Below are 26,482 nucleotides of genomic sequence, written 5' to 3' on the forward strand. Positions count from 1 at the left end.
TAAATAATTCTTATCAAAAAATCACTAACTATCATGTCATTTGAGTTCATAGCGTACCTTCTAAACCATCGCCCTAACTCTCGCCATAATCCCGCGCCCAATCACCAGTTTCACATAAATAATGGCAATAGCGAATAGCAAGACAACTAATGCTGCACCACCCATAGCTAGATTTGCCCACGGCATACTAAACTGTAGATTAAACCATTGAGTGATAGCCGCCCATGCGCCAACGCTAGCGATGACGACGGCAAATATCGCCGCGCTAATACCAAGCACACCCAGCTCTAAGATATTGAGCATATATAGGTCACGCTTTTGCATGCCTAGTAGTCTAAATGACGCGCTGTCTTTCATGCGATCTTGTGAGGTGGACAGTAGCGAGCTGATCAGCACCATGACCCCAGTGAGCAGAGCAAGCAAGGTAAACACATAGACCAAGCGGCTCATTTGTACAACCAGCTCTTGGATTTGCTTGGCAATGGCAGTGCCGTCAATCGTGGTGACAGCAGGGAACTCGCGTACCAGTTTGCCTTGTAGTTCTGGAATGTCATTCTCTGATACGTGGGCAGTAGCAAATTGAATTTGCGGAGCTGCGGACAGCACCGACGGCTCAAACAGGAAATAAAAATACGGACTTGGGCCACGCTCATAGCGCGTGCGAATACTGGTGATTTGCCCGATGATTTCGATACCTTGAATGTTAAAGCGCACCTTATCGCCCATACCGACATTGAGCATACTGGCGGCAGTATCTAAGATAGATAAGGGTTTGACTTGCTCATCTGTCGCATCGATAGGGGTATATAGCGCGTCGTCTGTGAGCGACTCAGTGATATATTCGGTCTCCATGACCGTATCTGCGTAGCTCAAATTAAACACACGCGTAGGGTCATCAAACCCATCCTCAGGCTCAATATCTTTTGCCGGTACGTCATTTGCCGTCTCCACACGGGCACGAATGACGGGATAATAAGTGACGGGTGCTTCAATGATCGCATCAATATCGTCATGTTGATCGCTCTGCACATCCAGTAAAAACAGATTAGGCGCGTCTTCAGGATAGGCATTGATAAACTGCGCATTGATACTGTGATTGAGTGTGGTGATAAGCGTTAGCACCGCCACCGATAGCGATAAGGTGACAAAGAACAACGCTGATTGGTTGCCTTTACGCGCAAGGTTATGGATGGCGATACGCTGCATCCAACTGACCTTGGTATTGCTCGCCAATTTGGCAAGTAGCCAGAGCCACCCACGCGCCAATAGCCAAAATATCGCCACGAAGCCGATCAACCCACTCAATAACTGCGCCCCTAATGACAGCGAGCCCACTTCATAAGCAAAGAACGCATACAGCCCTGCCAGCACCAAGCCATACCAGAGTAAGGGCACGCGTCGATACCACGGCAAGTTTTGCGTCTGCGTGCTTGCCCCTTGATTGAGTAGGGTAGCGGGTTTGGTCGTGTTAAGTGCGCTTAGACCACGCTGCGCAATCAGCAACGTTAGAACCAAGGCAATCACAATAGTCTTAATTGCACTGATTGGATTGATGGACATCCCAACATCGGCAGGCAAGATAGCCACCAGATACGGCTGACCAATTTTAAGCAAACCTAGACTCAGTATAATCGCGGCGACACAAGCAATGGCAGTGGTGACGATAAGCAGTTGATAGTAGCTGCGCTTGAGTGAGCCAAGCGGTTCACCTAATGCCAAGCGAATGGCGTTACTAGACTGCTGCTTGGTGACAAACGCACTAATGACGCCGTACATGGCGACCGCAGAAAGTAGCAACACTGCGATGACCAATAACTTTAAAAACATCAGTACATTATCAGAGATACGCGAGACCGAAGTGTCTGCGGACTCTGCGTCAGAGAGCTCGATATCGGGATAATTGGTCAGTATCTCTGTGAGCTTATCGCGCTGCGTGGTTATCAGTTCGGGATCGCCTGCCATCTCAATACGATAGTTTATTCGGCTGCGTTGCCCCAATAGGTTGGTTGACGGGAGTGAGTCTTGATGCATTAAGACACGCCCACCAAACCCAAAGGTGGTCAGCGGGCGATCAGGTTCTTTTGTCAATATATCACTTATTGTGAACTGCGCATCGCCAATGGTGATACGGTCACCGACATTGGCCTGTAGACTACTGAGCACTTCTGGCGCGACGATGACACTGTCAGAGGTTAGCTGTTCCCACAGCGGCTGTCCTGAGGCAAGATCCGCTGTACCGTATAAGGGATACGACGGTGAGACCGCTTTAATGCTGGCAAGCAAGGTTTGCTCATCATTGACCAGCATGGCGCTAAACTGATAGTCATACACCGTCTGCGTATCGGGGAGAGTTTCTACCTGCGTCAATACTTCACTTGGCCAGTCTTGCTTACTGTTTAAGATTAGATCCCCACCAACGAGCGCGCGCTGATTGTCATTGATATAGCGATCGACAGACTGCTGCACAGAATCGAGGGTTAGGTAAGTTGCAAGCGATAGGGTTAATGTCAGCAGAAACAATACCGGATATACCCAGCGCTGCCACCAACTACGGCTGAGTGCTTGAGAGCCGAGTGTTTGAAAACCTAGGGTACGGATAAATAATTGGTTTAGGATACCGCTAGGATAACTGGACGCTTGACGCATACTGGTATCAGTCTTTTTTGTATCAGCTGGTGGTTTATTGTCTGTGGGCTTACGATTCATTAAGATACAATCCAGTTATTCATGTAGGTACAATTCGACCATCATGCATGGTGATGACACGATCTGCCATCTCGGCAAGTGCAGGATCGTGAGTCACGACCACCAATGCCGAACCGACTTTTTGTCTTAAATCTAACAATAGCTGCATGACTTGATCGGCATTTTGCTCATCTAGATTGCCCGTTGGCTCATCCGCAAACACAATCTTTGGATGCGATACTAGCGCTCGTGCCACCGCTGTACGTTGCTGCTCACCACCTGACAACTGATTGGGCAAGCTATGACGGCGATGACCCAAATCAACGGCATCAATTAGCTCGTCTACTCGTGCTGGGTTTGGACGTCTGGCAATATCAAGTGGAAAGGCGATGTTCTCGGCGACTGTCAAGGTTGGCAGTAGGTGAAACGACTGAAAGACAAAGCCCATATCGTGCTGACGAATGACCGCTAGCGCATCTTCGTCAAGACTGCTGAGCATTTGACCTGCCAACTCAACGGTGCCGCTATCGGGATAATCTAGCGCTGCTAATAGCCCAAGCAGAGTAGATTTACCTGAGCCTGATTTGCCCATGATGACCACAAACTCGCCAGCATTGACATAGATATCTACATCTTTAATGATTGATAGGGTTTGCTCGCCGACTTGCACGGTTTTGTTGAGTTTATTAGCAGTCAGTAGGGCTTCTGTTTTAAAGTTTGCTTGTGGCATTGACGCGGCAATCGAAGGTGATGATGTCATTACAGTGTCTCGTTAAGTAGTCTCATTTGTCGTATTTTTTGTCGTCTCATCTTTAGCATTTTCAGTTGTGTTGTCTGCATCAGCTGTTCTTAGCTCTTTTAACTTGGGCTCTAGAATAGGCAAGATATTGTCATTGACGATAATCTCGTAGCCCTCTTTGGTCGGATGAATGGCATCGGCTTGATTGAGCGCAGGATCACCGCACACACCATCTAAAAAGAACGGAATCAGCGTCACGTTCATGTCTTTGGCGACGCGAGGATATATCGCTGCAAATGACTTCACATACTCAGAGCCAAGGTTGTCATAGATTTGCATGCCGCCCAAAATGACGATACTGCCATTATCCTGTAGACGTTTGACCGCGATACGAATATTGGCTTCAACTGTTGCCACATCGATACCGCGTATGGCATCGTTAGCACCAATGGTCAAAATCGTCACATTAGGCTTAGTCTGCAACACCCAGTCTAAGCGATTGACCAATCCCGTGCTGGTTTCACCACTCAATCCTGAATTGATAACTTTGGCATTGTCGTAACCCATTGCTTGCAGACGATCTTCTAACTGAGCAGGATAGTTGTCATCTTTGTCCACCCCAAGACCTTCTGTCAGGGAGTCGCCCAATGCCAAGATCGTTAATGGCGCTTGCTGTGCAGTGGATGTTACCGGTTGCTCAGATTTTGTCGTTTGAGGTTCGGCAGTTTGAGTGCTATTTTGCATGCCATTATCGGTGCTAGGTTCAGATGGTTTTTGGCAACCACCGAGCGCCATTACGGCTGTTAAAATAGCCAATGTTGGTAAGTGTCGAGCGAAACGAATGGATAAATTCATCATGATTATTCTGTCCTATAAGCAATCAAACCAGTGTAGCAAAATAAGACAGACACCAATATTATCCTAAGGTTACTGTAGTTTTTGATATTAAAGCTTTTTGCCATCAACCATCACTGGACGACTCACTACCCAAGCAATGACGACGTTGATAACCATCAAAATGAGCATAATGAATAGCGGTAAATCCCAGCTGCCAGTCGCTTCATGTAGCCAACCTGTCCCTAAGGGACCAAAAAACGCAATCAAATAACCGACGAATTGCGCCATACCTGACAGCTCACTAGATTGGTTGGTCGTATAAGTACGTAAGGAGAACAGCATCATACTCAAGGTGAAAATAGCGGAGCAGCCAATGCCCATCAGACCTGACCACAACCACGCGAGGTCGGTAGATAAATAATTGATTCCTAAAATACCAATAACATTCAGCACCGCTGCAAACACCGCCAGCGCCTGAATAGGGCGGCCGCGATTGATCAGCCACGTCAGGCTCAAAATAGAGACTGGCGCCATAAACTGAAACACTGAAGCCATTTGTCCTGCTTGCACTGCGGATAGCCCCTTACTTACCCAAATAGAGGGTAAGAAACTGGCAACGGTATAAAATAATAGTGATTGCAGCCCCATAAATACCGCAATTTGCCAAGCAAAAGGCGTACGCCACATGGATATATCAGACGCTCCAGAGGTAGGTGGCACAATTGCTTGATGACTAGACGAACCCAGACGCAGCCGTAAAAATATCCAAATAATGATCGCAAAAATGCCCAATAGCGACCACCCACCCAGTGCCCATTGCCAACCCACTTGCTCAGATAATGGTAGTACAACTCCGGCGACGATGCCTGCCGTTACCGTCATCGTTAGACTAAATAGCCCTGTTATGAGTGGAATATGCTGGGGCGTACGCTGTTTAATAACAGGGGCAGCTAAGGTATTCGCAAAACCGATAGCCAAGGTCAGCAGTAACGTACCAATCAAAAACCCAGACCAAGTGGGAATAACGGTACGAATAATCATACCAGTGGTTAATAATGCAATCATCGCAATGAGTGTATTCTCAAGCCCAAAACGCTTACCAATGGCTGGCGCGATCAGTGCGCCCACCGCAAAAGTCAGCATGGGCACTGCTCCTAGCCAACCAATCTGCGTCTCAGAGATATTGAGTGCATCTTGCACCACAGGGGCAATAGAGCCAAGAGCAACAATAGGCGCACGCATATTAGTGGCGAGCAAAATCATGGCACATAAAATGAGCCAAAAAGTGAAGCGTGAGGAGGGCAGCTCAAACGGTGACGGCGTATCTGAATGAGACTGTAATGGCACATCAGGTGGCAAATCAGTAGAGGTAGACATAGCAGCACGACTATTAGAATAAGAAAAAGGACACGTCATTAAACAGCGCCGAAGCATCGTCGCTTGTAAATGACACCAAAGAAAACGCACCTGGACGGTGACTAAAATCATCAATTAGAATCGTAAATTAGAACTAGAGATTATTTGCAGAATACAAGATATATGAGTAACCATTTTGAAAGCGCGCTTATCTTCAATCGCCTATCAACTGGATACGGTATTAGATTTATTTAGTCTACTATTATTAACAGGCCTTGCACGTGCCGTATTGATATCCAAAATATCTTAAAGCGATGCTAATTAGATACGTCGCGGCTGGCACAACTAAAAATAGCGCCAGTCCCTTGCAAAGGACTAGACGCTATTATAAGAACAGATGTTAGGTAAATACTACCAGCGTATGGTAACAAACGCGGTATTTATAAAATTTAGTTTATACAGGTTTGCCTAGCTGAGCGGCTTTAAGGGCATTTTCTTGCTGTTCTGCCACGATTGAATCACACTTATTGGGATCATTTCCACAAAACGAGCAATTTTCATCCCCCATTAGTTTAGCAACGCCGCCACAAGATCCTCTAAGCGGCTTCTTTTTGACCATATAACCGATACCCATAAAGATAAAGAACAGGACGAATACGGTAAAGGTAATGGCAAGCATGGGAAGCAATTGATTAAGCATAGAGGAAACCTCGATTTTTAAAAATAGTGTGGCTATGTACTAGGGTAATACCTATATAGTATAGCAAAACCAGTATAGCAAATTTTTGTATGGCTCGTTGATGGTTATCGAGCCGTTTACAGTATTGCGACTAAGCTCTATTGCGACTAAGTTCTAAGACTGTTTGTCAGCGCGTAATGCTTGCATCGCTGGTGTTTGTACCACTTGCCACTGGTCAGTATTCTTATCAGAATCCGTCGCCTTTGCCTCATCAGCTAAAACAACAAATAAGGCAGCTATATCTTGTGCTTTGGCTGTTACAAGGGCTTTTTCATAAGGCATCGCAGTGAGGGCGGTTGCCCACGCATCTGCCAGTGCGACTGAGTCTGCGGCAACGGTTACCGATGGTGCGCCGCCCGCGATAGGCTTGCCAGTGGTTGGGTCAATCGTATGACTGTAGCGCTGACCGTCGAATATGACGGAATTACGATAGTTGCCAGAAGTTGCCAAATACATCTGATTATCGGTATTGATGGGTTGACGAATCGCTGATATTGTCTGACGCTCGCTGACCGTACTGTCCTCAATAGGCGCATCAATCGCAATTTGCCACGGCTGCTGTTGATTATTGACCCCAGAGGTTGCAATTTCACCCCCTATCTCTACCATGTAGTTGCGAATTTGATAGTCATCTCTGAGCACATCGGCGATTACATCGACGCCATAACCTTTAGCAACTGCTGAGAAATCAAGCCCGACGCCATCTTTGGTTTTATAAATGCTCTGCTCTTTTTGTATGATGCTCTCAAAATCTACCAAGGCTTTTGCTTGAGCAATCTCAAGTGCTGTCGGCGGACTTTGCAAGCGCTCAACGGTCATGGTGCTACCAAAGCCCCAAGTCTCTACCAATGGCATGACGGTAGGATCAAAGGCGCCACCAGATTGCTGATAGACGATTCGTGACACATCAAGTACGTGAGCAAAATCTGCATCGATAGTGAGAGGGATGTCTTTACCTAAATGGTTGAACTTAGAGATAGTAGAGTCTGCTTGATAGGTAGACATACTGTCATTGATTTGCTGCAAGCGCTTATCAATCGACGCTTGGATGGCCGCTTCATCTGCATCCGCAGGTAGCTGATAACTGATATGGTAGCTCGTTCCCATGGTCTCACCGCTGAGATAATCATAATCTGGCGTTTGCTGGCAAGCGCTAAGACTGAATACAGCACTGATAGCCATAACGGGCAATAAGGTGGTTTTCATCGATTTTCTAGACAATGAGAGTGGGGATAATTTTTGCATTATTGGTTTTCTCATATTAATCATAATGGCTTTTATGGCAAAAGGGCGAGTGGCACGTTCTATTAGCGTCGCCCATTTTACACCCCTTGTCACCCATAACGCCAATCATCGACTTAAGACCTAGTGGCTTAAACGACTAGATTTATTTTACTTTTGATTCACGGATGAGCTTATATAGTTTTGGCGGCGATAGGCGATTGACCGTGGTCGCCAGTTTTTCTTTAGTACCTGCCACGATGATATATTCTTCACCCTTAATCAGGGCTTTTATGACCTGTTTAGCAAAGGTAGCTGTGGTTAATCCTTTATTGGTTGCCTCGTCCATCGTTCCTTGCGCGCTACCATCACCAGTCAAGGCGTTAATAGAAATACTGGTCTGAATAAATCCAGGGAATATCGTCGCCACCTCTATGCCTTGCTCGTACAGTTCTGCACGCAGACTGTTTGCCCACATATGAAGTGCGGCTTTGGCTGCTCCATAAGCGCCGCGATATTGTGTGCCTAATAAACCTGCAACACTGGATACCATGACAATTTTGCCGCCACCTTGTGTGACCATATCTGGCAATACCAGTCTAGTAAGACGTGTCTGCGCAAAATAATCTATCTCCATAATTTGGCGCTCAACTTCTTCAGTGGTTTCCATAATAAGCGAGCGTTGACTGATGCCAGCATTATTAATAAGCCAATCAATTTGTCCAGCTTGAGCTTTAGCTGTCTTATACGCGTCTTTTGCTTGTTTAGCATCGGTGATATCAAAAGGGATGATGAAATGATTTTTGCTATTTTTACAGCGGTTTTTGACTGCTACTAATTTTGCCTCATCACGCCCACTTAAAATAATGGTGGCACCACGTTTGGCAAAGGCGATAGACAATGCTGCGCCGATACCACTAGAAGCACCAGTAATCCAAATGGTCAAATCTTTAATGTTGGTTTTCATAAGAATCCTTTCTTAAGGCAATAAACAATTAATCATATAGTAGAGGGCAGATGGTCTGCTATTTAGATTTGTAGGCTTATTATGCAAGAGTTGCATTTAGTCAAAGCCAAAAAAAGAGCCTCAATTGAGACTCTTTTTTATTTATCACTTTAGAATACTTTTTTACGTAACCATTTGCTTAGTTACTCACTTAACCACCGAAGTCATCAAGCATGATGTTTTCATCTTCCACACCCAAACTGTGTAGCATGTCGATGACCGCCGCATTCATCATCGGTGGCCCACACATGTAGTATTCACAGTCTTCTGGGTTTGGATGGTTTTTCAGATAGTTTTCAAGTAGAACATTATGGATAAAGCCGGTTGGACCTTCCCAATTGTCTTCTGGTAAGGGATCAGACAAAGCCACATGCCACTCAAAGTTATCGAACTCTTCTGCTAGTTGATCATAATCTTCAACATAGAACATCTCGCGAATAGAGCGTGCACCATACCAAAAGCTGATTTTACGCTTAGTATGTAAGCGTTTAAGCTGATCGAAGATGTGCGAGCGCATCGGTGCCATACCAGCACCACCACCAACGAAAATCATTTCAGCGTCAGTCTCTTTGGCAAAGAATTCACCATAAGGACCTGAAACCGTTACTTTATCGCCAGGTACTAGGCTAAATACCCATGAGGACATTTTGCCTGGTGGAATACCGTCAGGACCGCGTGGCGGTGGACTGGCGATACGAATATTAAACTTAATAAGGCCTTTTTCTTCAGGGTAGTTGGCCATCGAATAAGCACGAATAACTGGCTCATCAACTTTTGAGACATAGTTGAAAATACCAAATTTTTCCCAGTCTTCGCGGTATTCTTCGTCAATGATAAAGTCTTTATAATGCACTTCATGCGGCGGCGCCTCTAACTGCACATAACCACCAGCACGGAAATTTACTTCTTCGCCATCTGGAATTTTAAGAACCAGCTCTTTAATAAAGGTAGCAACGTTATCATTAGAGAGAACTTCACATTCCCACTTTTGTACATCAAAAAACTCAGGGTCAATCTCGATTTTCATGTCTTGCTTAACGGCTACCTGACAAGCCAAACGCATGTGATTGCGAATTTCGCCTTGAGTAAAATAGCCTTCTTCGGTGGGCAAGATAGAGCCGCCCCCTTCAATAACGCGGCAACGACACTGCGCACAAGTACCACCGCCACCACAGGCTGAAGATAAGAAAATACCTTCGCTTGCAAGGGTTTGTAGTAATTTACCGCCTGCTGGGGTCACGACGTCATTATCGGGATTATCATTGATATGGATGGTAACATCGCCTGAACTGACCAGTCTTGAGCGCGCCGCCAAAATAATGGCAACGAGGCCCATGATGATCAAGGTAAACATAGCAACGCCACCAATCGCCGTAGCGTAATCCATGGTAGGTATCCTTAATCTATGGAGTAGGGGTGCGAAAATACGTCATTGCGTGTTTCCTGAACCCCTACCGAATAAATGAATTAAATAGGTCAAATCGCTAAATAGGCTGTTAAGCTTAGCGGTCTAAATTGACATACCGCCGAAAGACATAAAGCCAAGTGACATCAGACCAACTGTGATAAAAGTAATACCAAGACCACGCAGCGGTGCTGGAATGTCTGAGTATTTTAACTTTTCACGGATACCGGCCAATGCGGTAATCGCCAATGCCCAACCGAAGCCTGCGCCCACACCATACACGACAGATTCGCCGAAATTATAGTCACGCTCAACCATAAATAGTACACCACCTAAGATGGCGCAGTTTACAGTGATAAGTGGCAAGAACACCCCAAGCGCGTTATACAGACTAGGAACGAACTTATCGAGGAACATCTCTAGAATCTGTACGGTCGCAGCAATCAAGCCGATATAACTGAGCAAGCCCAAAAAGCTTAAGTCGATATCAGGGAAACCTGCCCATGCCAGTGCACCATCTTTTAGAATGAACTGAAAGAGTAAGTTGTTTAGCGGTACGGTAATCGCCATCACGACGACCACGGCAACACCCAGACCAATAGCGGTTGAAACCTTCTTTGATACGGCCAAGAAAGTACACATACCTAAGAAATAGGCCAGCGCCATATTCTCAATAAAGACTGAGGTTATAAATAAACTAACATAATGTCCCATTAGTGACCGCCTCCATGTGCCATGCCTTTAGACTGCGGCTTCATTACAAATTCAGCATCTTCAACCTGCTCAGGTTTCCAGATACGGATAATGGCAATGAACAAACCAATAATAAAGAATGCTGACGGTGGCAACAGTAATAGACCGTTCGGAATATACCAACCGCCATCAGTGACAGGCTGTAGGATGGTGATACCAAACCACGTACCTGAGCCAAGTAGCTCACGGATAGTCGCGACAAACAGCAAAACCGCAGAATAGCCAAGACCATTACCAATACCATCTAAAAAGCTTGGCACTGGTGGATTGCTCATGGCAAATGCTTCGGCACGACCCATCACGATACAGTTGGTGATAATCAAACCAACGAAGACCGACAAGCCTTTACTCACATCATAAGCAACGGCTTTTAGCACCTGATCGACCAAAATAACCAAGGAAGCAATAATGGTCATCTGTACGATAATACGAATGCTTGAAGGGATTTGCTTACGAATGATCGAGATAAAGAAGCTTGAAAACGCCGTGACTAAGGTCAACGCCACACACATCACCATGGCATTGGCCATGCTTGTGGTGACAGCCAGTGCCGAACAGATACCAAGAATCTGTAGGGCAATGGGGTTATTATCAAAAATAGGCGAGGTTAAAATACTTTTAGTGTCAGCCATGTTATGTCTCCTTGCCGTTTGCTACTGGTCGCTTGGCTGCCAGTTCGGTTTCAGGTTGAGCGCTCAGCGTTGATTGCGTATCTGCCGCATTATCAATCGCTTGACCACTCTCTTTACGTAGCGTATCTAAATAAGGCTTATAACCTTGCTCACCCAACCAAAACTGAATCATGTTACTGACACCGCGACCGGTCAAGGTTGCACCACTGATACCATCGACCCAGTTCTCTTTTGGTGTACCCGCTTTGGTCACACCAGTGGCAACATTACCGTTTTCGTCATATGAGTGGATACCGCTCCACTTCGCACGCCACTCTGGCTCTTCAATACGAGCACCCAGACCTGGGGTTTCTTTATGCTCATAAAAGCTGATACCTTTGATGGTATTCATATCGCTTTCAAGGGTTAAGAAACCATAGATAGTGCCCCATAGTCCATAGCCTTGAATCGGCAAAACAACCATTTCAGGTTTGCCTGCGTCATCTTTTTTAACATAGACTTTGGCATATTTGGGTTTACGACCAATACCAGCAGGATCGTCGTTGCCTAAATCTTCACTCAGTGCTTTATTCTTAGTCGCTTGGCTTGCGTCATAAGCATTACGATCAGGGATGCCAGCGGCTTTTAGCGCTTCATCATCAACGTAGCTGCCTTTACTTAAGTCAATAATTTCGACATCGAAATCTTTAAAACGTTCAGCAACATCATCTGCTGTATCAGACTCGGCATCGTACATCCCAGCGGCGACCAAGATGTTTTTGTTACGGTCTAAGCGTGCGTTTTCAATTTGAGCAGGTTTTAGACCAACCGCTACTGCTGAAACTAAGACGGAACACACCAAGCATAGCGTCAATGCCACACTGATGGTTTTCGCATTATTACTTTTGGGCTTGGACATAACGAACCCTCCGAGCTGTTTGGCGTTTGATGTTTGCTTGGGTCACAAAGTAATCAAACAATGGAGCAAATAAGTTGGCGAATAAAATGGCCAGCATGATGCCTTCTGGGAAAGCTGGGTTCACGACGCGAATCAATACCGTCATAAAACCAATCAAGATACCATAAGCCCAGCGGCCTTTATTGGTATGCGCAGCTGATACAGGATCGGTTGCCATAAATACGGCACCAAAGGCGAAGCCACCAATCACTAAATGCCAATAAAACGGCAGGTTCATCATCATATTGTCTTCAGAACCAATCATATTAAAGACAAGAGAAGTAGCAATCAGACCTACCACACAACCTGCCATAATACGCCATGAAGCAATACGCGTCCAAAGTAGAACGACGGCACCCATTAGGATAGCCAGTGTTGATACTTCACCGATACTGCCTTGCATATTACCTAAGAACGCATCACCCCAAGTGATTGCATTACCATAGACGTCGACGAAGTCTTGAGGAACTACGCCTAACGCGGCAAGACCAAGTGGTGTTGCACCAGAGAAACCATCGACCGCCGTCCATACTGAGTCACCAGACATATAAGCAGGGTAAGCAAAGTATAAGAATGCGCGACCCGATAGGGCAGGGTTCAGGAAGTTTTTACCCGTACCACCGAACACTTCTTTTGCGACTACGACACCAAAGATAATACCGAGGGCAACTTGCCATAAAGGAATATCTGGTGGTAAACAAAGCGCAAACAGCACTGAGGTCACAAAGAAACCTTCGTTGACTTCATGACCGCGCACTACGGCAAAGATAATCTCACAGAGAATACCGACCGCAAAAGTGACGATATAAATCGGTAAAAATTGCATCGCCCCGTAAACGAAGCTTGCCCAGATACTGTCTGGGTTATAGCCTGCCATACTGGTGATAACAGTACGCCAGCCTTCAGGCTGCAAACCAAGCGTTGCAATCGCCGTTAGTGCTTGATGACCGATGTTGTACATACCCCAAAACATGGCTGGGAAAGTACATAACCATACGGTAATCATAATACGCTTTAGGTCGATACCGTCGCGTACGTGTGATGCTGAGTATGTGGTTGAGCTTGGTTGACGCAAAAACGTATCAAACATCTCAAAGATAGCATAGTATTTTTCGTGTTTGCCACCCTTGGTGAAAGACGGCTCCATACGATCGAACATATTGTGTAAAAATTTCATCGTGGTTAGCCCTCCAGCTCAATGCGCGTCAAGTTATCACGCAAAATATCACCGAATTCATATTTGCCAGGAGATACGAAGGTGCATAATGCTAAATCTTCTTCGTCCAATTCGAGCACGCCCAAATCTACGGCGCTAATCATGTCTTCGACAATTAATGCACGTAGTAACTGTGTCGGCAGATAATCTTGCGGCATGACCTCTTCATAAACCCCGATAGGTACCATCGCTCGCGGTGAACCATTACTCGTGGTCGTAAAGTTATATTTCTTATTACCAAAAAACTTAGAAATATAAATAGGCAGCTTAGAGAAGCGGTTGGTGCCGACACTTAGGAAATGGAACGCTGGACGTTCACGCCCTTCAGGAAGCACACTGATTTGATTATGAAAGCGACCAAGATAAGCCGTATTGCCAAATACTTTGCGACCTGACAACACCGAACCAGAAATAATACGGTTCTCGCCAGCCGCCAGCTGTCCCTTGGTCAGAGCAGCGATATCAGCACCGCGCTCAGTAGCGACCAAACGTGGCTTGGTGACCGCAGGACCCGCCAAACTAATGATACGGCGCGTATATAAGCGACCGCTGGTGAATAGCTTACCAATCGCAATCACGTCTTGATAGCCAATCGTCCATACGGTCACGCCGCGCATGATTGGGTGCAAAAAGTGAATGTGCGTGCCAGCCAGACCAGCAGGATGCTTACCAGCAAAGCTATGATACTCAGTGACATTATTAGCCGCCGTTTTGGCAACTGGCGTCAACTGGGCATCACCGTGATGGCAAACAAAGGTCTTGAGGCTGAGTGTCGATAAGACAGCAAGTCCGTCATTGAACGCTTGCAACTGATCGTTAATCAGCAGCATTGGGTCAAATGCTAATGGATTGGTATCCATAGCGGTGACAAAAATAGCATGAGGACGGGCACCGATTTCTGGCGCACGGCTATAAGGGCGCGTGCGAAACGCGGTCCATTCGCCAGAGGCAAGCAGTTGGGTTTCAACAACTTCAGCGTCTAGGTCAGCAAGTTGCTGGGAGTCATAGCGCTCGAAGTCTACTTCTTCACCGTTTGGGTCGACCGCAATCACAAGGCTCTCAAACACACGACGTTCACCGCGTTTAATCGCGACGACTTTACCAGCAGCAGGGGCAGTATAGATAACGCCAACTCGTTTTTTGTCTTCAAAAACGGGCTGACCCTTTGCTACGATATCACCTTCTTTGACATTCATCGTAGGCTTCATGCCCACATAATCATAGCCAATAACGGCGACATGTGTCGGTTGGTGCTCAGATATCTCGCGGGATGATTCACCGGTGATGGGCAAATCCAAACCTTTTTTGATGGTAATCATAAGCGAAAACTTAGTCCATAGTCTAAAACGATACCAGACGTCCTGTTTGGTATATCGGTAGCATGAACATCTGCGTCATTCAATAAAGCCCCCACGTCTCTCTTCCTATAGTAGGATAGTGACAAAGGATCTCTAAAAATAACGCATGATCATAACTACTAGTAAGAGTATTAACGCTGACCTTAGACTCCTTAACAACACGTTAATGTCTTATTCGAATGACCAAAGTGGCGACTGGCTACCAAGGTGTATGTTAAAACCATCAAATCAAACGCAATCGTTCAAGCCTTTAGCGAAAATGATTGTGTAGACAATAGCTCTATCATACGTTTCATTGAAAATTAAAGCTTGTAACACCAGCGCAATTGACCACCCTTATTGGTTTGGCATCTTGTTAATAGATACGCAATTAGATAAGAATATAGCCAAAAGATAATCTATCGAAATAGATGATAAACTGGTTAACAGACGAACTAGCGAAGCCATTATTAAGTAGATTTCACTCACATCAATAAGCGGCTATACAGCTAGTAATGACTGTTCTAAAATAGTTAGCTAGTGATAGAGAGATGATAGAGACTATAAAAAAGAAAGAAGCGTCATTAGAGTTTAGTGCTGTAGAGTAGACTGTTTAGAGGCCACCAGTTGAAATTTCTAATATAACCCTTCTTAGCAATATGTCAGCCAACATCAAAAAGATGCACTTAGCTGCTGCTCGACTCATCCTGACCGCTATGCAACACTAAGCCATAAATGACTCAATAAAAAGCGCAGCGCATGGTTACTATCACATAGAAACAAATAAAAATTTACCTAGGATTATACGCTAAATTGACCTAAAATTGCCAGTCAGTAATTGAATTTATCTAATGTTGCCAGTGATTCAATGTATTAAAACTTATGGTTATGATTGACCGTTTTTTTATTGTCATTTCTATCTATCGAAGTGGCTTTTGGGTCTATCATGGATAGCTTTTGATTCGTCTATATATTAAGTCACTTTTGACTGATGTTTTTATGCGTGTTTAGAAGGTGTTGAACGTTCAATACACCCTGATTTTTGAATTTACTTTTCTAAATGTATTTATTGTTGTGCTTTATAAGGAATGCTATATGTGTGCTGTGCCTGTCATTATCCCGGCTATTGATTTAAAAGATGGTAAATGTGTCCGCTTAAAACAAGGCCGTATGGAGGATGATACGGTTTTTTCTAATGATCCAGTGGCCATGGCAGCACGCTGGGTAGAGGAAGGTGCACGTCGACTGCATTTGGTTGATTTGAATGGGGCATTTGATGGCGTACCCGTTCATAGACAAGTGGTGAATGACATTACCAAAGCGTATCCGAATCTGCCTATTCAGTTGGGCGGCGGTGTGCGCAATATGAACACCATTGAGCAATATATTACGGCTGGTTTGACTTATATCATCATTGGTACAAAAGCGGTTGAAGATCCTGATTTTGTCGCTGAGGCTTGTCGCGAATTTCCGGGTCATATCATTGTAGGTATCGATGCTAAAGACGGCATGGTCGCGACTCATGGTTGGGCAAATGTGACCGATACTAAGGCGACTGAGCTTGCGAAGCGCTTTGCTGATGTCGGCGTATCGTCGATTGTCTACACCGATATCAACCGTGATGGCATGATGCAAGGCGTCAACGTTGAACAAACTGTCAATTTGGCACGTGAAGGCGGCTTGCCTGTGATTGCCTCAGGCGGCGTGACCAATATGAAAGATATCGAACTGTTGAAACCTTATGGCGATTGTATTGAAGGTATCATTACTGGTCGCGCAATCTATGAAGGCACGTTAAACTTAGGCGAGGCACAAGTTTATTTAGACAGTTAATGATTATTGAACATTTAATAAAGAAAGATGAGTACGAAAATCTATAAAAAGCAAAGGATGCTTATGAACACTCACTTTGACCGTTCAACGATGCGCGATTTTATAAAAGCGTGCGGTCAAATGCTGTTGTTACTAAGCATCCTTTTTGCCTTTCCAGTGTATGCGGCCGGTGAAGAGGTGACTGGTATCACCACTGCATTGGGGATAGAAACAGCAGAAAATCCGGCAGCTGACAAACCTTTACTTGATGGGCCATCAGAAGAGGAAGCTTCAGCATCTCCAGTGGTCATACCTGAACCAGCACCACCGCCCATAATCAGTGGTGAGAGCACCAATAATGCACAAATCGAAACCACTCCTACTCCGCAAAAAGACAATGACATTCGTCAACGTATTCAGGGTATTTTTTCTGAAATAGAAGGTCTGCAGGCCGTCAATGTCAGCGTTACGCAAGGTGTTGTCACCTTAACCGGAGAGACGCCAAACGAGAAAAAAGCGCAACAAGCCATCAATTTGACCAACCGTCTGACAGATGTGGTCACCGTCGAAGATCGGATTGATCGCACGCTTGATGTTCAAGACAATGTTACTACCGTTTATCAAGGTCTTAAAGCACAAGCCAAAAATCTAGTCAAAGCCTTGCCACTCCTATTGGTAGGCATTGTCCTATTTGCATTGGTGACATGGTTTGGCAGTTGGCTGTCTAATCGCAAAAAAATGTGGCAACGGCTCACGCCCAATCCGTTTGTCGCCGAATTGCTGTCACAAACCGTTAAAGTTATTTTTATTATTTTTGGTTTGATTCTTGCGCTGAGTTTGATAGGCGCCGAAACCATCTTAGGCACTTTGCTTGGCGGTGCAGGCGTTATCGGTATCGCCGTTGGTTTTGCGGTTAAAGACACTATTGAGAATTACATTGCCTCGCTCATGCTCAGTATTCGCCAACCATTTCGCGCACGCGATCATATTTTGATTAATAATCAAGAGGGGATTGTAGTACGGCTAACCTCACGTGCGACTATTCTGATGACTTTAGATGGCAACCAGTTGCGCATTCCCAATGCTGAAGTATTTAAAGCAACGATTTTAAATTACACCAAAAATCCAGAACGTCGATTTACCTTTGAGTTAGGCGTTGATGCCAATGATGATCCATTAGCGGCTATTAAAGTCGGACTGGATGCGATACATACGTTAGCATTCGTTTTAGATGAGCCAAAAGCAGTGGCTGTCATTACCAATGTTGGCGACTCTAATATCATTTTGGAATTTCAAATTTGGGTGGATCAATCAGACACGGACTTCTCAAAAGCACGCAGTATTGCCATTCGTGAGACCAAGCATGCGTTAGAAAATGAAGGCTTCAGCTTGCCTGAACCGATTTATCGTTTGCGTTTTAATAGTAACTTAGAAAAAGCGTTTGAGCATATGCAGGACAGTAACGCCAGCAGTGCTAATACTAATATGACGATGACGAAGAACACGCCCAAAGTGACTGATGAAAACCAGAATGAAGATAATAGCGTTGATGATAAGGACAAAAAACAAGCAAAGGCTCGTGCCAAATTGATTTTACAAGGTCGCAATGCTGATGAGGTGCTTAACGCTCGTCCTGACGACAAACTCATGGAAAAAGTTGAACAGGAAATTGCAGAAAGCTCTGACGAGACTGATTTACTGAATAATAATAGCCCGCAAGAATAATTTGTAAAAAGTTGCTAAAAACTAGGCATAAAAAATGCAACGAAACGTATATCTGATTATCATTCAAATACGAGACATTTTTTATGCAAATGAAACACTTGATTATATTCGCCCTAGTGGGCATGGTTGCGTTACTAGGTTTCAACCTCATTAATGGCAATCAACGTGAGAAAGATAGAGAAGTAGTCATAAGTGATGCAGGATCTGAGCAATCTCCCGATACAGCGTTACCAAATACGGATGATGTAGAAAGTGGCTCAGTAGATGTCGCAAGCCAGCCACTTGGCAAACAGCCTAAAGCTATTCTCGATAATGCTACCGCGAAAATAGATCAAGCTCAGGAAGCAGACAAGGAACGTCTAGATCAGATGAGTAATGCGCAATAATGATTTAAGTAGTCGTTATAAAATACCACGCACAAAAAAGGCCAACGATGACGTTGGCCTTTTTATTATTTGAAGCGTTTGCTAACATTAGCTTTTCTTACTTGTACCTTTACTACGGCTACCAGTCTTTTTAGCGGGGCCTCTTCTATCAGTACTTTTCTTATCAGTGCCTTTCTTAGAAGGCGCGCTCTTCGTTTGATTCATTTCACTAGATTGTAATTTGGCTTTTAAATCAAAGTCAATTTGTAGCAGATCCATATTGACGCCAGCAACTTTCACTTTAACGCGATCGCCTAGTCCGAATAATGTCCCTTTGTCTTTACCAATCAGCTGTTGTTGCTGCTCATCGTAAACAAAGAAGTCATCACCGACATTAGAGATGTGAACCAAACCATCGATATATAGGTCAGTCAAGGTAACAAACAAACCGAAGCTTGTGACTGTAGTGACCACACCTTCGAACTCTTCACCAACATGATCTTTCATATAGTGACACTTGAGCCAAGACTCTACATAGCGTGAGGCTTTTTCGGCACGGCGCTCGGTATCAGAGGTTTGCGTGCCAGCCGCTTCAAGAGAAAAGTCCATTACTGGCTGCTGAGTATTGGTCACTTTTGCTTTGATGGCACGATGCAGCATCAAATCAGGGTAACGACGAATCGGCGAGGTGAAGTGGCTATATTCGTCATAAGCTAAGCCAAAGTGACCGATATTGTCAGGTGCATAGTTTGCTTGCATCATTGAGCGCAACAGCATGCTGTGGATACTAATTGCATCGGGTCTGTCTTTGGTGGCTTCAATAATGCGCTGATAATCGGCTTGCGTTGGATTTTCTTCTGGAAAGCTTAAACCAAAATTCTTTGCGTATTCGTGAATACGCATTGATTTTTCGCCATCAGGTTTGTCATGGTTACGATATAAGACAGGAAGCTCATGCTTGAGTGCAAAGTTTGCTGCACAAGTATTGGCCAGCAGCATACATTCTTCAATGAGTTTTTGAGCATCACCGCGAGTACGCGGTAGGATTGCCTCGATACCACCTTTCTCATTGAACTTAATGTAGGTCTCAACTGTTTCAAACTCCATTGCATGGCGCTCTTCACGCTTTTTAAGCAGTAGCTCATACAATTGATGTAAGGTATCGACAGATTTTTTGACGTCTTTATTACCCGTGAGTGAGGTAGGTACGCTCTTATCTTCTGGATTCTCAAGATAAGCATTCACTTGATTATACGTTAAGCGTGCTTGTGAGTGCATGACAGCAGGATAGAACTCATAACCAGTCACTTTGCCTGCCCGCGATATTTTGATATCGGCGACCATACAAAGACGGTCACGGTCAGGATTCAGTGAGCACAGACCATTGGAGAGCACTTCAGGCAACATTGGAATCACACGATGCGGGAAGTATACGGACGTACCGCGCTCGTAGGCATCTTTATCAAGTGGCGAGTTTGGTGTAACGTAATAACTGACATCCGCAATCGCAACTAAGACACGATAGTTGCCACCTGAGCGTTTTTCGGCGAATACGGCATCATCAAAATCACGTGCATCTTCACCATCGATAGTCACCAGTGGCAAATCACGCAAATCTTTACGACCTTTTAGATCCTTTTCAGTTGGTTCTTGATAATCGTTGGCTTGCTTCAGTGCTGCTTCGCTAAAATCTGATGGGATGTCATAATTGAGTAAGGTGGTTTCAATAATCAGTTCGCGATCATTGTCGTCAGACAGTACTTCAGTGATTTTACCCGTCGCAAATTCATGCTGATTTGGCCAATCAATAACATCAACCTTAACAGGAGATCCTTGCTTGGCATTCATCGCTTGTACATTTTCTTCAGTGACGGTAATCGGCTGGTGATTATTTGGACTACCAAGCTCGACACAGTAGCCATCTTCATCAAGCGCTAATGTACCAATGAAGTTATTTTGGCGACGTTCAACGACATCGACAATACGTCCTTCTGTGCGCCCGCGATTGTCTGTCGATGTACCAACTGCATCTACAGTGTCACCATTGAAAACCCAGCGCATTTGCTTTTCATGCAAAAACAAATCTGGCATATCGCTTAATAATACAAAGCCAAAGCCTTTAGGATGTGCAGACACTGTACCTCTGACGACATCTTGCTTGGTCACCGTGCGATAGCGATAAGGACGACCGTCGCGGTTTACTTGTCCATCACGTGCCATCGCTTTTAGGCGATTGCCTAAAGCGTCAAACTGGTCTGGGTCATCAATATTAAAGGCTTTTGCCAATTGTTGATGCGTGACTTCACCATGCTCATTAATCGTACTGAGTATCAGTTCGCGACTAGGGATAGGATTGTCATATCTTTTTGCCTCACTTGAGGCGTTTGGATCGTTCCAACTCATAAATTACCGTATCTATTTTTAAAATTATTAATAATGGCTATCTTAACACGAACGACGTTGCAATATCTTGCGTCAATTGTCTTAAGTGTATTTGGTAGCAGGAAGTAGTCACCTTTGATAGGCAACAACTATTAAAACAAATCAAATGTCGATATCGACTGTACTTGATCTATTGGTTATCTTTTTACTGTCTATCTCTTTCGACACTTCTAGTACTGTTGTTTGATTAGACTTATCCAAGTATTTCTGAGCCTTATCGACTTCAGTAGTCAAAGTATTGACCGTCTGTTTCATGTTCTCTAGCGCTTCAATTTTATAATTGCTAATCATATCCATCGTATCATAGACGTTATTGAAAGCGTTTTGCAATTTATCAAGCTCAATGCTGCTACTGGTCGCTTGTTCATGGATTTCACCTGACTGACGTTTTAGCATCGCTGAGGTCGATTCAATCAAGCTGCTGGTGGTTTTATTTAAAGCAGTAATTTGATCAAGTACCAGTTTTTGATTGGTCATTGCTTGTGCAACCACGACCGCTGTACGTAATGCAGATACAGTGGTTGTGGTGGCTCGATCAACACCTTTTATCAATTCTAAATTATTGCGGCGAATGGTATCGAGCGCTAGATAGCCTTGCACGTTCACGGCTAACTGAGTTAAGAAGTCGGTGTTTTTTTGACGCACATAAAACAACATCTCTTCTTTAATAATGCGTGCTTTTTCGGGATCGGTCGCTTCTATCGCATAAACCTTTTGTTCTAACTGCTCATCGATTTTTTTGCCGACATAAACGTATTGACGGATGGATTGCATCAGCTCCCACATGTTGACTTTTTCTTGCTCAATCATCGCATTGTCTTTGAGCAGCTCATCCTTACCATTATATAGACTGGTAACAACCGCATTAATATGCGACTGTGCAGATTCGTATTGACGGAAGTAATCCTGTACTTTATTGCCAAATGGGATGAGACCGAATAACTTACGTGAGCTGGTCAGCTCTTTTTTACTGGGATCTAAATCTTCGACGATGCCGCGCAACTCAGTCAATGACTTGGCGATAGGAGAATTATCAAACAAGCTGTCATTGAGGCTTTTGGCGGGTAAATCGAGCATACGATTAGACACTTGGGCTGATTCACGAATCTCTTTGGTACCGAGATTATGAATCGATTGCACATTTTGCTGAAATTCAGCACTGTGCACAGAATTGTTAATCACATGATCAACAAAGGCATCGACCTTTGCATCAAGTTCTGGGATTTGGCTGTCATCCAATTTGACCATCTGATCTGCTTCGCTTTTTTGTATTTCTCTCACAGGTTCAGGCGCGGTTAGAGAAATACTTGGCGTCGTTGCGTTTTCTGGTGGGGTCAATTCTTGCATGAAATTTCCTTCAATATTGGATAAAAGTAGTGTTTTTGTCAACGACTCTGATGGCCGTGATATACGTTATTTTTATACACTTACTAGAAATTTTTAATAAATGCTGATTAGCAAATATAAAACAGATCTTTAGATTACCGCGTAATCAAATGGTTGAGAAGGTAGGTTTTGTAAAATAGAGTCAGCCAATTATATCTGACTAAACATATTTAAAAGAGATATGTATCTATGCACACAATAAAAAACCATCAATATCCCGCAGTATATTGATGGTTAAGGTTATACATATCTATATTGACTAACAGCCATCTAATAAACAGATTACTTTTTCTTAGTTGGCCCAAGCAGCATACCCATCTGACGACCTTCCATCTTAGGATATTGCTCAACGTTAGCAATCTCAGCAGTATCTTCGATAATACGATCTAGCTGCTTGCGACCAATTTCTTGGTGCGCCATTTCACGGCCACGAAAGCGAATACTGATTTTAACTTTGTCTTGGTCTTCCAAAAAGCTGACGATTTTTTTCAGTTTAACCTGATAATCAGCTTCTTCAGTACTAGGACGCAGCTTCATCTCTTTTAGCTGAGTTTGCTTTTGGTTCTTTTTAGCTTCTTTCGCTTTTTGCTTTTGATCATAGAGGAAATGCTTATAATCCATGATTTTGCATACTGGCGGTTTGGCTTCAGGAACCAATTCGACCAAATCTAGACTGTCCTCACGTGCCGCTTTCATCGCGGTTTCGATATCGACCACGCCCATCTGTTCGCCGTCTTCTTTAACGAGACGGACTTCTTTGGCTGTGATATCTTCGTTGATGTTCAAACGGTTTGACTGTTTAATAGGTATTACTCCTCATCTGTTTTTGGGGTCTGTCGGCCTTTGTTGCTGACAGCGGTCTGTACTAATGTAATAAATTCTGGAACACTCATCACGCCAAGGTTTTCACCTTCACGAGTACGGACATTGACACTGCCCGATTCGACTTCTTTATCCCCTAATACTAGCATATAGGGAACGCGTTCTAATGTTTTCTCTCGTATCTTAAATCCAATCTTTTCGTTACGCAAGTCACTAATAGCTCGCAAACCTGAATTTTTGAGTTCGCTGACCACATTTTCACAAGCATCTGCCTGTTTATCAGTGATATTCATCACCACCACTTGTTGTGGCGCTAGCCAAACGGGCATCCAACCAGCATAGTTTTCAATCAAAATACCAATGAAGCGCTCGAATGAACCTAAGATGGCACGGTGCAACATAATAGGTACTTCGCGCTCGTTTTGCTCATTGACGAATTCGGCATCTAGGCGCTCAGGCATGTTTGGGTCAACCTGAATCGTACCGCACTGCCAGACGCGACCTAAAGAATCTTTCAAACTAAATTCAATCTTCGGACCATAAAATGCGCCTTCACCTGGCAGATAAGCCCAATCTAATCCTGAGCTATCTAATGCATCGGCCAAAGCTTTTTCGGCGAAGTCCCAAGACTCATCACTACCAACCCGTTTTTCAGGGCGAGTCGAGAGTTTCATAATGATATTGTCAAAACCAAAGTCTTCATAAACGGCAAGGGTTAGCTTAATAAAGTCAGCGACTTCTTGCTGGATTTGCGACTGTGTACAGAAGATATGTGCATCATCTTGGGTAAAACCGCGTACACGCATCAAACCATGTAGCGAACCTGATGGCTCATTACGATGGCATGAGCCAAACTCTGCCATACGTAATGGCAAATCACGGTAAGATTTTAGACCTTGGTTAAAAACTTGTACGTGACAAGGGCAGTTCATTGGCTTTACTGCATAATCACGATTTTCACTGGCAGTCGTGAACATGTTAGTCGCATAGTTACCCCAATGTCCCGAACGCTCCCACAAACTACGATCGACGATTTGCGGTGTTTTAATTTCTTCATAACCGTTATCATGTTGTACTTTGCGCATATATTGCTCAAGTACTTGGTAAATAGTCCAACCATTTGCATGCCAAAACACCATACCCGGCGCTTGCTCTTGCATATGGAACAGATTTAACGCTTTACCAATTTTACGATGGTCACGTTTTTCAGCTTCTTCGATACGCTGAATATAGGCTTTTAAATCTTTTTTATCCGCCCATGCTGTACCATAGATACGTTGCAGTTGCTCGTTCTTGGCATCACCGCGCCAATATGCACCAGACATTTTGGTCAGTTTGAATACTTTTAAAAATCTGGTGTTCGGCACGTGTGGACCACGGCACATATCGACATATTCTTGATGATGATAGAGACCAAAGGCTTCTTCGCCTGGCATATCGTTAATCAGCTTAAGCTTATAGTCTTCACCACGTTCTTCAAAGATTTTAATGACTTCATCGCGTGGCGTTATTTTTTTGATAACGTCATAATCTTGCTTGATGAGTTCCATCATGCGTTTTTCAATGGCTGCCATATGCTCTGGTGTAAAGGGCGTTTCGCTATAAATGTCATAATAAAAACCATCATCGATAACGGGACCAATCACCATTTTTACATCAGGATATAACTGCTTAACAGCATGACCTAATAGGTGAGCACAAGAATGGCGAATGATATCGACACCGTCATCATCTTTTGGTGTCACGATTTCAACCTTAGCATCATGAGCGATAGGGTCGTGCGCATCAACTAGATGACCATCTACACGTCCGGCGACCGTTGCTTTAGCCAATCCTGCACCAATGCTTTGTGCCACTTCCATGACGGTGGTACTACCTTCGAAGTTTTTTACGCTACCATCGGGTAAAGTAATCGCTACCATAATCTATTCACCTTTTTGCGTCCGTTGGCAGTGATGATTGCAACCATCAATCATATAACCGCAAGACTGCGTCAATTATATCCAACTGCTATGATATGTTATAAGAGATAGATATCACTTAAAGGCAAAATTTCAAACAATCAACCGTTGAACAATCAAGGCTAATAAGAAATGCCATTAAGCAATATTATAAAGTCAGCTATTATAGCAAAAACTGTGTATCAACACTAGATAGTAAGGGATTAGGCCGGCCTCTATATATAGATGCTATCTATGCGAATATCAAGAAGTGTAAATCATAGTTAAAGGACACAGCGAAGGCAATTATCAATAAGCAGATAAATATGTCAAAAAGTCAGTATAGAGCTTCAAAGTTTTAGCTTAAAGTAAGTTCTTAATGGCAACTCTATAGATGACAATTAATGAATATCGATAGATACTGTTTAAAGCTGAGTCATTATTTACCGTCTAATTTAAAAGAATTAAATGAATATCAGTCTTAACCCATTGAAAACTATGCATTATTAAAAGTCTTATCAAATAAACCCAAAAACCTTTGGCAAAGCAGTTGACATAGCTCTTAAACTCTATATAATACGCCCCACAGCAAAGGAAGCTAAGCAGTAAGTTAACCAACTTATCACTTAGATTACCAAGCTAAGACAAAACATAAAAAAGCTTGACAAATCAAATCATTATGATAAGATAGTCGGCTCGCTAGATAGCTTGACCCGAAAGGGATTGAGGCTAAACAGCAAAAGAAATACCCTATATATCAGTTACTGGACGACAGTGATTGAGCACTATTTAAAAGCATAACTAAAGAACAACTTGTGTGGATTTTTGCTGATTCAGAATGCTAAAAAATAAAGTTGGTTGAGACTCCTTTTCGGAGTTCATTCTAACTATAAAAATTATCATTTAAGACAGCAGAAAAACTCAAAGTTAATTCATTACGAACATAATTTTTAGCGATTTTGCCAGATTAAATGAGCCAAGTTTAGAAGCTTCTTTAAAGAGCTTCATAGCAAGATTAAACTGAAGAGTTTGATCATGGCTCAGATTGAACGCTGGCGGCAGGCTTAACACATGCAAGTCGAGCGGTAACAGGAGAAGCTTGCTTCTCGCTGACGAGCGGCGGACGG

General features: G+C 43.9%; 20 protein-coding genes and 1 rRNA gene. 4 read left to right on the forward strand and 17 right to left on the reverse strand.

Features of this window, described 5'->3' with window-relative positions:
• Positions 1 to 60: 60 nt before the first annotated feature.
• The 13 genes from ACP69U_RS05175 to ACP69U_RS05235 form a co-directional block, all read right to left on the reverse strand.
• Positions 61 to 2,706, reverse strand: coding sequence for an ABC transporter permease (locus ACP69U_RS05175; RefSeq protein WP_426138007.1), 2,646 nt, complete (start codon positions 2,704 to 2,706; stop codon positions 61 to 63).
• Between the two features lie 19 nt (positions 2,707 to 2,725).
• On the reverse strand, positions 2,726 to 3,445 hold the full coding sequence (locus ACP69U_RS05180; protein ID WP_426138008.1) for an ABC transporter ATP-binding protein: 720 nt from the start codon (positions 3,443 to 3,445) through the stop codon (positions 2,726 to 2,728).
• A 12-nt stretch (positions 3,446 to 3,457) separates the two neighbouring features.
• Positions 3,458 to 4,282, reverse strand: a complete 825-nt coding sequence (locus tag ACP69U_RS05185) for an arylesterase (RefSeq protein WP_426138009.1) — start codon at positions 4,280 to 4,282, stop codon at positions 3,458 to 3,460.
• An 87-nt stretch (positions 4,283 to 4,369) separates the two neighbouring features.
• Positions 4,370 to 5,638, reverse strand: a complete 1,269-nt coding sequence (locus ACP69U_RS05190) for a CynX/NimT family MFS transporter (RefSeq protein WP_426138010.1) — start codon at positions 5,636 to 5,638, stop codon at positions 4,370 to 4,372.
• A gap of 433 nt (positions 5,639 to 6,071) precedes the next feature.
• Entirely contained in the window at positions 6,072 to 6,317 is a 246-nt protein-coding gene (nqrM, locus tag ACP69U_RS05195; RefSeq protein ID WP_426138011.1) for a (Na+)-NQR maturation NqrM, read from the reverse strand.
• Between the two features lie 153 nt (positions 6,318 to 6,470).
• A complete protein-coding gene (locus tag ACP69U_RS05200; RefSeq protein ID WP_426138012.1) occupies positions 6,471 to 7,601 on the reverse strand; it encodes an FAD:protein FMN transferase in 1,131 nt (376 codons plus the stop codon).
• Between the two features lie 142 nt (positions 7,602 to 7,743).
• Positions 7,744 to 8,544, reverse strand: coding sequence for an SDR family NAD(P)-dependent oxidoreductase (locus ACP69U_RS05205; protein WP_426138013.1), 801 nt, complete (start codon positions 8,542 to 8,544; stop codon positions 7,744 to 7,746).
• Positions 8,545 to 8,734: 190 nt separating this feature from the next.
• Positions 8,735 to 9,970, reverse strand: a complete 1,236-nt coding sequence (nqrF, locus tag ACP69U_RS05210; protein WP_045447641.1) for an NADH:ubiquinone reductase (Na(+)-transporting) subunit F — start codon at positions 9,968 to 9,970, stop codon at positions 8,735 to 8,737.
• A 123-nt stretch (positions 9,971 to 10,093) separates the two neighbouring features.
• Positions 10,094 to 10,702 (reverse strand): NADH:ubiquinone reductase (Na(+)-transporting) subunit E, encoded by a 609-nt coding sequence (nqrE, locus tag ACP69U_RS05215; protein ID WP_011281361.1) that lies wholly within the window; start codon positions 10,700 to 10,702, stop codon positions 10,094 to 10,096.
• Positions 10,702 to 11,373 (reverse strand): NADH:ubiquinone reductase (Na(+)-transporting) subunit D, encoded by a 672-nt coding sequence (locus ACP69U_RS05220; protein WP_055125671.1) that lies wholly within the window; start codon positions 11,371 to 11,373, stop codon positions 10,702 to 10,704. The genes nqrE and ACP69U_RS05220 overlap by 1 nt, the downstream gene beginning before the upstream one ends.
• A 1-nt stretch (position 11,374) precedes the next feature.
• On the reverse strand, positions 11,375 to 12,271 hold the full coding sequence (locus tag ACP69U_RS05225; RefSeq protein ID WP_426138014.1) for a Na(+)-translocating NADH-quinone reductase subunit C: 897 nt from the start codon (positions 12,269 to 12,271) through the stop codon (positions 11,375 to 11,377).
• On the reverse strand, positions 12,252 to 13,487 hold the full coding sequence (locus ACP69U_RS05230) for an NADH:ubiquinone reductase (Na(+)-transporting) subunit B (RefSeq protein WP_055125672.1): 1,236 nt from the start codon (positions 13,485 to 13,487) through the stop codon (positions 12,252 to 12,254). Before ACP69U_RS05230 ends, ACP69U_RS05225 begins: the two co-directional genes overlap by 20 nt.
• 5 nt (positions 13,488 to 13,492) lie before the next feature.
• The gene (locus ACP69U_RS05235; protein WP_426138015.1) at positions 13,493 to 14,845 is read right to left on the reverse strand and encodes a Na(+)-translocating NADH-quinone reductase subunit A; all 1,353 of its coding nucleotides are present in this window, start codon (positions 14,843 to 14,845) and stop codon (positions 13,493 to 13,495) included.
• A 1,113-nt stretch (positions 14,846 to 15,958) separates the two neighbouring features.
• Between ACP69U_RS05235 and hisA the strand changes: the two genes are divergently transcribed.
• The 3 genes from hisA (at position 15,959) to ACP69U_RS05250 (ending at position 18,786) form a co-directional block, all read left to right on the forward strand.
• Positions 15,959 to 16,696: a 1-(5-phosphoribosyl)-5-[(5-phosphoribosylamino)methylideneamino]imidazole-4-carboxamide isomerase gene (gene hisA, locus ACP69U_RS05240; protein ID WP_201580576.1), complete on the forward strand. Its 738-nt coding sequence runs from the start codon at positions 15,959 to 15,961 to the stop codon at positions 16,694 to 16,696.
• A 63-nt stretch (positions 16,697 to 16,759) separates the two neighbouring features.
• Positions 16,760 to 18,400, forward strand: a complete 1,641-nt coding sequence (locus ACP69U_RS05245) for a mechanosensitive ion channel domain-containing protein (RefSeq protein WP_426138016.1) — start codon at positions 16,760 to 16,762, stop codon at positions 18,398 to 18,400.
• Between the two features lie 83 nt (positions 18,401 to 18,483).
• Positions 18,484 to 18,786, forward strand: a complete 303-nt coding sequence (locus tag ACP69U_RS05250) for a hypothetical protein (protein ID WP_087815140.1) — start codon at positions 18,484 to 18,486, stop codon at positions 18,784 to 18,786.
• 87 nt (positions 18,787 to 18,873) lie between these two features.
• Here the strand turns inward: ACP69U_RS05250 and rnr are convergent, their stop codons facing one another.
• From rnr to thrS, 4 genes are all read right to left on the reverse strand, one after another.
• Complete coding sequence (gene rnr / locus ACP69U_RS05255) at positions 18,874 to 21,168, reverse strand: ribonuclease R (protein WP_193007284.1); 2,295 nt, start codon at positions 21,166 to 21,168, stop codon at positions 18,874 to 18,876.
• A 141-nt stretch (positions 21,169 to 21,309) separates the two neighbouring features.
• Positions 21,310 to 22,554: a toxic anion resistance protein gene (locus ACP69U_RS05260; RefSeq protein WP_045453830.1), complete on the reverse strand. Its 1,245-nt coding sequence runs from the start codon at positions 22,552 to 22,554 to the stop codon at positions 21,310 to 21,312.
• A 321-nt stretch (positions 22,555 to 22,875) separates the two neighbouring features.
• Entirely contained in the window at positions 22,876 to 23,379 is a 504-nt protein-coding gene (gene infC / locus ACP69U_RS05265) for a translation initiation factor IF-3 (protein ID WP_045447656.1), read from the reverse strand.
• Positions 23,380 to 23,402: 23 nt separating this feature from the next.
• Entirely contained in the window at positions 23,403 to 25,337 is a 1,935-nt protein-coding gene (gene thrS, locus ACP69U_RS05270; protein ID WP_193007077.1) for a threonine--tRNA ligase, read from the reverse strand.
• A 1,035-nt stretch (positions 25,338 to 26,372) separates the two neighbouring features.
• Between thrS and ACP69U_RS05275 the strand changes: the two genes are divergently transcribed.
• Positions 26,373 to 26,482, forward strand: a 16S ribosomal RNA gene (locus tag ACP69U_RS05275); the annotation flags it as partial.

The sequence above is a fragment of the Psychrobacter sp. TWR1-1-1 genome (assembly GCF_049895865.1).
Lineage (GTDB): Bacteria > Pseudomonadota > Gammaproteobacteria > Pseudomonadales > Moraxellaceae > Psychrobacter > Psychrobacter immobilis_A.